The 7,055-nt window shown below is 72.3% G+C and carries 9 protein-coding genes; 8 read left to right on the forward strand and 1 reads right to left on the reverse strand.

Annotated elements, in window-relative coordinates:
• From B7767_RS17105 to crcB (B7767_RS17130), 6 genes are all read left to right on the forward strand, one after another.
• A partial coding sequence (locus B7767_RS17105; protein ID WP_179167177.1) for a beta-galactosidase trimerization domain-containing protein occupies positions 1–1,304 on the forward strand: 1,304 nt, incomplete at its 5' end.
• 112 nt (positions 1,305–1,416) lie between these two features.
• A complete protein-coding gene (locus tag B7767_RS17110) occupies positions 1,417–2,976 on the forward strand; it encodes an arabinogalactan endo-1,4-beta-galactosidase (RefSeq protein ID WP_085572948.1) in 1,560 nt (519 codons plus the stop codon).
• Positions 2,977–3,137: 161 nt separating this feature from the next.
• Entirely contained in the window at positions 3,138–3,395 is a 258-nt protein-coding gene (locus B7767_RS17115) for a helix-turn-helix domain-containing protein (RefSeq protein WP_179167178.1), read from the forward strand.
• Positions 3,396–3,470: 75 nt separating this feature from the next.
• On the forward strand, positions 3,471–3,914 hold the full coding sequence (gene crcB, locus B7767_RS17120; protein ID WP_085572950.1) for a fluoride efflux transporter CrcB: 444 nt from the start codon (positions 3,471–3,473) through the stop codon (positions 3,912–3,914).
• Positions 3,911–4,291, forward strand: coding sequence for a DUF190 domain-containing protein (locus tag B7767_RS17125; protein WP_085572951.1), 381 nt, complete (start codon positions 3,911–3,913; stop codon positions 4,289–4,291). Before crcB (B7767_RS17120) ends, B7767_RS17125 begins: the two co-directional genes overlap by 4 nt.
• Positions 4,288–4,662, forward strand: a complete 375-nt coding sequence (gene crcB, locus B7767_RS17130) for a fluoride efflux transporter CrcB (RefSeq protein ID WP_073934941.1) — start codon at positions 4,288–4,290, stop codon at positions 4,660–4,662. The genes B7767_RS17125 and crcB (B7767_RS17130) overlap by 4 nt, the downstream gene beginning before the upstream one ends.
• Here crcB (B7767_RS17130) and B7767_RS17135 read toward each other — a convergent pair.
• Positions 4,659–5,705 (reverse strand): acyl-CoA desaturase, encoded by a 1,047-nt coding sequence (locus B7767_RS17135; protein WP_085572952.1) that lies wholly within the window; start codon positions 5,703–5,705, stop codon positions 4,659–4,661. The genes crcB (B7767_RS17130) and B7767_RS17135 overlap by 4 nt on opposite strands.
• A 156-nt stretch (positions 5,706–5,861) precedes the next feature.
• Between B7767_RS17135 and B7767_RS17140 the strand changes: the two genes are divergently transcribed.
• Entirely contained in the window at positions 5,862–6,590 is a 729-nt protein-coding gene (locus B7767_RS17140) for a FadR/GntR family transcriptional regulator (protein ID WP_085572953.1), read from the forward strand.
• Positions 6,590–7,055: asparaginase (locus B7767_RS17145; RefSeq protein ID WP_143652524.1), on the forward strand; the 466-nt coding region annotated here is incomplete at its 3' end. The genes B7767_RS17140 and B7767_RS17145, both read left to right, overlap by 1 nt.

The following is a 7,055-nucleotide window of genomic DNA, read 5'->3' on the forward strand; positions in this document are numbered from 1 at the left end:
TGCACCGCCTCTCACCCGGCGTCCCGGTCACCACCAACTTCATGACCGCCCTCAGCCAGTGCGACTCCGTCGACTACTGGGCCTGGGGCCGCGAGGTGGACCTCGTCACCAACGACCACTACCTGATCACCGACGGCCGCCGCACCCACGTCAACCTCGCCATGGCCGCCGACCTCACCCGCTCCGTCGCCGGCGGTGCCCCCTGGCTGCTGCTCGAACACTCCACCTCGGGCGTCAACTGGCAGCCCCGCAACCCCGCCAAGGCCCCCGGCCAGATGGCCCGCAACTCCCTCGCCCACGTGGCCCGCGGCTCCGAGGGCGCGATGTTCTTCCAGTGGCGCCAGTCCCGGCGCGGCGCCGAGAAGTTCCACTCCGCGATGCTGCCGCACGGCGGCACCGGGACCCGCGTCTTCCGCGAGGTGACCGAACTCGGCGCGTCCGTCCGGTCGTTGGCGCCGATCCGGGGCACCCGCACCGAGGCCGACGTCGCCGTGCTGTGGGACTGGCACTCCTGGTGGGCGCAGAACCTCGACTGGCGCCCCAGCGAGGACCACGACGCCCGCGAACGCGCCGACGCCTGGTACGAGGCCCTCTACGACCACCACCTCACCGTCGACTTCGCCCACCCCGAAGCCGACTTGTCGAGGTATCCCCTTGTCGTCGTACCGGCCCTGTACCTGATGACGGAGGCGGCCGGGAACAACCTCAGGGAGTACGTCGAGAACGGCGGCACCCTGGTGGTGTCGTACTTCTCCGGCATCGTCGACGAGCACGACGCCGTGCACGAGGGCCCCTACCCGGGCGCCCTGCGCGACGTCCTCGGCCTGACCGTCGAGGAGTTCTCCCCCCTGCTCCAGGGCGAACGGGTCCGCCTGACCGGCCCCGACGGCGCGGAACTCGACGCCGACGTGTGGACGGAGTTCGTGGTGCCGCGGGGCGCCGAGACGGTGTGGACGTACGCCGACGGCCTGACCGGGGGACACCCGGCCGTCACCCGGCACCGCCTCGGCGAGGGCACCGCCTGGTACGTCTCCACCCGGCTCGGCGCCGAGGGCCTCGCCACCCTGCTCGGCCGGGCCGCCGAGGACGCCCGGATCGCCCCGCGCACCGACCTGCCCCGCGACCTCGAAGTGGTGCGCCGCGCGGGCGAGTCGGGCACCTTCCTGTTCGCGATCAACCACACCGCCACCGACGCCAAGGTGCCGCTGGACACCCCCGGCACCGAGCTGCTGACCGGTGAACGCGCCGCGGGCCGCCTCGCGGTCCCGGCGGGAGCCGTCCGGGTCGTACGACTCGACGGCTGAGCCGCGACTCCCCTCCGCCCGCGTGAGCACACAGCCGCGGGCGGAGGGGCCCCGCCCGCGCCCTCCGGGCGCAGGGCACCCCCTCCCCACGTCGAAGGGACGACGAACGCCCATGTTCCATCCCAGACGCACACTGCGGGCCCTGCTGCCACCGCTCGTGGCCGGACTCGCCCTCACCGCCCTGCCCGCCCAGACCGCGACGGCCGCGAGCACGCTCACCAACGGCGGCTTCGAGACCGACGGTTCCGGCACCGCCACCCCGGCCGGCTGGTCCGAGTACGGCGACACGGCCGCCTCGTACACGGAGCCCGGCGGCCGCGGCGGCGGTCACCGCCTGTCCCACTGGTCGTCCTCCGCCTACAAGGTGGAGACCTACCAGTACCTGTCCGGTCTGGCGGGCGGCGACTACCGGCTCACCGCCTGGGTCCGCTCCGGCGGTGGCCAGAACGCCGCGTACCTCGCCCTGAAGAACTGCGGCGGCGCCGAGCAGCGCACCGGCCTGCCGGTCTCCGACTCCGGATGGATACGGATCGTCGTGCCGGTCCGCGTGACCGCCGGCCAGTGCACGATCAGCGTCACCAGCGACGCGAACGCCGGCAACTGGATCAACGTCGACGACCTGACCCTCACCCGGGGCACCTCGGGCCTGCCGGTCAAGGGCGCCGACATCTCCTCCCTGCCCAAGAGCGAGGCCAGGGGCGGGGTCTACCGGACCGCGTCCGGCTCCACCGGCGACCCGGTCGCGATCTTGAGGTCCGCCGGCATGAACTACGCCCGTCTGAAGGTCTGGGTGAACCCGGCCGACGGCTACAACGACAAGGCGCACGTCCTCGCCATGGCCGAGCGGATCAAGGCGCAGGGCATGAAACTGCTCGTCGACTTCCACTACTCGGACGCCTGGGCCGACCCGGGCAAGCAGAACAAGCCCGCCGCCTGGGCCGGACACGGCTACGGGCAGCTGAAGAAGGACGTCTACGACCACACGTACGACGTCCTCGACGCCCTCAAGAGGCAGGGCACCACCGCCGACATGGTCCAGGTCGGCAACGAGATCAACGGCGGCATGCTGTGGAACGAGGGCTCCACCGACGACTGGAGCCGGCTCGCCGGCCTGCTCAACTCCGGCTACGACGCCGTCAAGGCGGTCAGCCCGTCCACGGTCGCCGCGCTGCACCTCGCCGAGGGCGGTGACCTCGACGGCACCCGCTGGTGGTTCGACAACGCGGTCTCCCACGGCGTGAGGTTCGACGCCATCGGCCTGTCGTACTACGGCTACTGGCACGGCACGCTGCACGACTTCCAGACGACCCTGGACGACGCGGCCGGCCGCTACGGCAAGCCCGTCTTCGTCGCCGAGACGGCCTACCCCTTCCGTCTCGACAGCGAGGACGGCCTCGAGAACATCATCGACCTCGACGGTGAACTCGTCCCCGGCTACCCGGCGTCCACCACCGGGCAGACCCGCTGGATGAACGACGTGGCGAGCATCGTGGAGGCCGTCCCGAACGGCCGTGGCCTCGGCGTCTTCTACTGGGAGGCCACCTGGACCGCCCGCGCCGGCAACGGCTGGGACCCCGCCGACCCGTCCTCCGGCAACGGCTGGGAGAACCAGGCGCTGTTCGGCTACGACGACCGCGCGCTGCCCGCGACGGCCTGGTTCCGCCACCGGTGAGCCCGCCGGCCCCGCCCGCGGACCGTGGCGGGGCCGAACGGCCTTTTCCCGCAGGTGCGTTGGGTCCCGGACAAGGTGCCGTCGGACCGGGACACGGGGCCCCCGCCCACGGCAGAGTGGAAGGGCTCCGGAGCGCGAGGCCCGGCGCGGAGGTGGACGAGATGCTGAGGACCCCCGTCTACGGGACACGACTGCGCATCCTGACCCTGCTGAGGGAACGGGACGCGGCGGCCGGCGGCCTGACAGCGGAGGCCGTCGCCGCACGGCTCGGTCTGCCCCACCCGGTCGCCCTCACCCACCTGCGGCTGCTCACGGCCCTCGGCCTGCTGCGCACCGACGGCCCCGGCGCCCGTGTGCGCTACCGGCGCGACGAGGCACGGATCGCCGAGGTGGCGCGGCTGTTCGAGAAGGGCTGGTAGCGCGCGGGGCCGCGACATGACCCGCCGCGTTCCGGGACGTTACGCTGATCCCGAGCGAGTGGGAGACGTACGACGGTGACAGCCCCGGAAACCGAGAGCCCTCGGGCCCGCCCCGCCTTCCGCGCCCAGGCCCCCGTCGTCGCCGCCGTCGCGCTCGGTGGGGGAGCGGGGGCGACGGCCAGGTACGCGGCCTCCCTGTGGTGGCCGACCCCGGCGCACGGATTCCCCTGGACGATCCTCTGGGTCAATGTCGCCGGCTGCGCCGTCATCGGCGTGTTCATGGTGACCGTCACCGAGGTCCGCGCCGCCCACCCCCTGCTCCGCCCGTTCTTCGGCACCGGTGTCCTCGGCGGCTTCACCACCTTCTCCACGTACGCCGTCGACGTCCGGAACCTGCTCGACGGCGGCGGGACTGGCGCCGGACTCGTGTACCTCGCGGTGACCCCGCTCGCGGCGCTCGCCGCCGTGTGGACGGCCGCCGCGGCGACCCGCCGCGTTCTGATCGGGAGGCGGCCATGACCCGGCTGACCGGAACCGTCCTCCGCCTGACCGTGTACGTCGGCGAGAACGACACGTGGCGGCACCGGCCCCTCTACTCGGAGATCGTCCACCGGGCCCACGCGGCCGGACTCGCGGGGGCCAGTGTCTTCCGCGGCATCGAGGGCTTCGGCACCTCCTCCGTCGTCCACACCTCCCGGCTGCTGTCCCTCGGCGAGGACCTGCCGGTGGCGGTCGTCGTGGTCGACACCGAGGAGCGCGTACGGGCCTTCCTGCCGGAACTCGACGGGCTGGTCGGCGAGGGCCTGGTCCTCCTCGACCGCTGCGAGGCCGTCCGGCACGTGCGCCGCGACGACGGCACCGGCGCCACGGACCGGACGGGCGGGGCGCCGCGGTGAACTGGCTGTACGTGGTGCTGGGCGCCATGGCCGGCGCCCCGCTGCGCTATCTCACCGACCGCGCGGTGCAGTCCCGGCACGACTCGGTGTTCCCCTGGGGGACCTTCACGGTCAACGTCACCGGCAGCCTGGTCCTGGGCCTGCTCACGGGCGCGGTGGCGGCGGGCGCGGCCGACTCCCGCCTCCAGCTGCTCCTCGGCACGGGCCTGTGCGGCGCCCTGACCACCTACTCCACCTTCTCCTACGAGACCCTCCGTCTGGCCGAGACCGGCGCACGCGGCTACGCCGCCGTGAACGTGGCGGCGAGCGTGACGGCCGGCCTGGGCGCGGCCTTCGCGGGCGCGGCCCTGGCCGGAGCGGTGTGGGGTTAGACCTTGTCGCGCAGCGGCTCCCCGACCTGCCTGAGGTGGCGCAGGGCCTGGCGGTACGAGGCGAGCAGACCCGTCCGGCAGTACGGGACGCCCAGCTCGGCGCAGTACCGCTCGGTGATGACCTGGGCGCGGCCGAGGGCCGGCGTCGGCATGCTGGGGAACAGGTGGTGCTCGATCTGGTAGTTCAGCCCGCCCATGAACACGTCGACGAACACCCCGCCGTCGACGTTGCGGGAGGTGAGGACCTGGCGGCGCAGGAAGTCCGGCTCGGTGCCCTCCTCGATCATCGGCATGCCCTTGTGGTTGGGGGCGAACACGGAGCCGAGGTAGATGCCGAACAGACCCTGGTGAACGGCGATGAACGCGAGCGCCCTGGCGGGGGAGAGGACCAGGAACAGGCCGCCGAAGTACACGGCGAAATGGGCGACGAGCAGCGTTCCCTCCAGCACCGGCCGTTTCACCGACGGGCTGCGCAGGGCCTTGAAACTGCTGAAACTCAGATTGAGGCCCTCCAAGGTCAGCAGCGGAAAGAAAAGGGCCGCCTGGTGCTTTCCGATGAATCGCGCCGGCCCTTTCGCCTGTTTCGCCTGACGCCGTGACCACACGATGATGTCGGGAGCGACATCCGGATCCTTCTTCTCGTGATTGGGGTTCGCGTGGTGGCGCGTGTGCTTGTTCATCCACCAGCCGTAGCTCATGCCCAGCAGCACATTGGCCACCAGCAGCCCGCCGGCCTCACTGGGGCGCCGGCGGGAGAACACCTGGCGGTGGGCCAGATCGTGCGCGGCCAGTCCGAGCTGCCCGAACACCAGGGCCAGAGCGGCGGCGACGACCAGCTGACTCCAGCTGTCACCCAGGACGAGGAAGGCGGCGACACCGCCGGCGAGAGCCGCTCCCACGGCCCCGAAACGCACCGTGTAATAGAGGGGGCGGCGTCGCAGCAGACCCGCTTCGGCTATGCGCCGTGACAATTCGGAAAAGTCGCTCCCCTTTTCGCGTGCGGGTGTGGGCGGGACGGCGGTGAGTACCGTTGGATCGGCCATGTGCTTGAGTATGTGAATGATCTCCGCGGAGCGGAATGGCGTTGGCCCCCCGGAGGGGGTGACGGGGACCCCCTGACGGGGGGTGTGGCTGGCCCCACCCTCCCGGAACGGGCCCTCCGCTTGACAGTGCCCGCGCCGCCCCCGCACCATCGCTCCGTGAACCTGTCAGACAGCCGGACAGGTGGTGCGGGTCCGCGGCGCGTCAGCGCGATGGAAGCGGTCCTCTCCCACCTCCGCGACGCCATCGAGCGCGGCGAGTACGCGATCGGCGACAAGCTGCCCTCCGAGGCGGAGCTGTGCCGCACCCTCGAGGTCTCCCGGCCCGTGCTGCGCGAGGCGCTGCGGGCCCTGCAGACCATGGGCCTGACCGTGTCCAGGACCGGCAAGGGCACCTTCGTCGTCGCCGACGCCGTCGAGGACCCCACCTTCGGCGACTACGCGGCCAGCGACCTGCTCGAGGTGCGCCGGCACATCGAGATCCCGGTCGCCGGGTACGCCGCCGAGCGCCGCACCCCGGAGAACCTGGACCGGCTGACCCGTCTGCTGGACCGGATGGAGCGCGAGACCGACACCCTGGCATGGGTCGCGATGGACACCCTCTTCCACCTCGCCGTGGCCGAGGCCGCCCAGAACCCGGTCTTCCGCCGGGTCATCGAGGAGATCCGGGACGCGCTGGCCCGCCAGTCCGCCTTCCTCAACGAACTCGGCGGACGCCGCGAGCAGTCCAACCGCGAGCACCGGGCGATCGTCGAGGCACTGGCCGACGGCTCCGCGCACGACGCCGTCGAGGCCATGACCCACCACCTCGACCGCGTCGAGACGACCCTCACCGACATCGTGCGCTCCGCGCGCACGCCGACCCACGACTCCCACCAGGCAGTGTGATGCACAGCACCGTCCCCGCGGACGTACCCCTGATCCGCGAGCCCCTCCACGCCCCCGTCGCCCACCTGATACGCGGCGGGGTCGTCGAAGGCGTCCACTACGGCTCCGTCGTCGTCCTCGGCCCCGACGGCGAGGTCGACTTCCGGCTCGGCGACATCGAGGCCGCCTGCTACCCGCGCTCCGCGCTCAAGCCCGTCCAGGCGGTGGCGATGGTCCGCGCGGGGCTCCCGCTCGACGGTGAACTGCTGTCGCTCGCCGCGGCCAGCCACTCCGGCGAGGAACGCCACCTCGCCGGCGCCCGGCGCATCCTCGAACTCGCCGGGCTGACGGAGGACGACCTCCGCAACGTCCCCGACCTGCCGTTCGACCCGGTCGTCCGGGACACCTGGGTGCGCGAGGGCCGCCCGCCGTCCCGGCTCGCCCAGAACTGCTCCGGCAAGCACGCCGCCATGCTGTACACGGCCA

This window comes from Streptomyces sp. 13-12-16 (assembly GCF_002114215.1).
Taxonomy (GTDB): domain Bacteria; phylum Actinomycetota; class Actinomycetes; order Streptomycetales; family Streptomycetaceae; genus Streptomyces.

Coding starts and splice junctions, on each gene's coding strand:
- B7767_RS17110 (WP_085572948.1), top strand. CDS start 1,417: ATGTTCCATCCCAGACGCACACTGCGGGCCCTGCTGCCACCGCTCGTG.
- B7767_RS17125 (WP_085572951.1), top strand. CDS start 3,911: ATGACCCGGCTGACCGGAACCGTCCTCCGCCTGACCGTGTACGTCGGC.
- B7767_RS17135 (WP_085572952.1), bottom strand. CDS start 5,705: ATGGCCGATCCAACGGTACTCACCGCCGTCCCGCCCACACCCGCACGC.
- B7767_RS17115 (WP_179167178.1), top strand. CDS start 3,138: ATGCTGAGGACCCCCGTCTACGGGACACGACTGCGCATCCTGACCCTG.